2 protein-coding genes are annotated in these 1066 nt (G+C 65.1%); both read left to right on the top strand.

What is annotated here, in order from left to right:
• On the top strand, positions 1-870 hold an 870-nt coding region (locus P0D89_RS53295), incomplete at its 5' end, for a tyrosine-type recombinase/integrase (protein WP_408379694.1).
• A 6-nt stretch (positions 871-876) separates the two neighbouring features.
• Positions 877-1066 (top strand): transposase zinc-binding domain-containing protein (locus P0D89_RS53290; protein ID WP_408371562.1); only part of this gene is annotated, 190 nt, incomplete at its 3' end.

Here is a 1066-nt window from a genome sequence, read left to right as displayed (position 1 = left end):
CTACGTCGACGCATGATCGAGGATATGCGCGTGCGCAACCTCGCGGCCAATACGCAACGCGCGTATCTCCAGCAGGTGAACAACTTTGCCAGATATTTCGGGCGTTCCCCTGAACTGCCAGGCCCGGAGGAGGTGCGCGCCTGGCAGGTGCACCTGATTGAAGTCCAGCGGCGCTCATCCAGCACGCTGGTGGTGGCCACCGCGGCGCTGCGCTTCCTGTATCACATCACGCTCAAACGCGAGTGGGCGGTCGAAGAACTCCCGATAGCGCGGACGCCGCGCAAACTCCCGGTGATCCTCAGTCAGGACGAGATCACCCGGTTCCTTGAAGCGATCCGTAGCGTCAAGCATCGGACCGTACTGATCGCGGCCTACGCCGCTGGCCTGCGCATTTCGGAAGCCACCCGGCTGAAGATCGGCGATATCGACAGCCACCGCATGATGTTGCGTGTCGAGCAGGGCAAGGGTCGCGCCGACCGCTACGTGATGCTCTCGCCACGGCTACTGGACATCCTGCGCAGCTACTGGTGTATCGGCCGGCCCCGGTACTGGCTGTTTCCCGGCCGCTTTCCGGATCAACCCGTGGGTGCCGACGTGGTGCGACAGGCGTGCTATGACGAACGTCGCCGTGCCGGTATCACCAAACCAATCACGCCGCACTCCTTGCGCCATGCGTTTGCGACGCACCTACTCGAATCCGGCGCGGACGTGCGCCTGATCCAGTTGCTGATGGGCCATCGCAGCCTGGCCACGACGGCGCGCTACCTGAAGGTCGCGACCAGCACGATCTGCGCGACGACCAGCCCGTTCGACCGGTTGCCGTCAATGTCACCGCAGGCTTCACCCGACCCACAGGTTGACCACCCCTGAACCGCCATGAACGCTCTGCTGGAGCTGGCGGACGTCCTGCGCCGCCACGGCCCGGCATACCGGCATCTGCACGCCGACTCGCTCGACCGCGAGCAGCGTCGCGTCATGCGCGCCATCGAACAGTGCCGCACGGCGGCCCTGGGCGGGCACGTCGAGCAGTGCGACAGCTGCGGACATCAACGCATCGCCTACAACT

This window comes from Paraburkholderia sp. RL18-085-BIA-A (genome assembly GCF_046027075.1).
GTDB lineage: Bacteria > Pseudomonadota > Gammaproteobacteria > Burkholderiales > Burkholderiaceae > Paraburkholderia.
The sequence above is the reverse complement of the archived record's forward strand: the minus strand, read 5'-3'. Positions and strand labels throughout refer to the sequence as shown.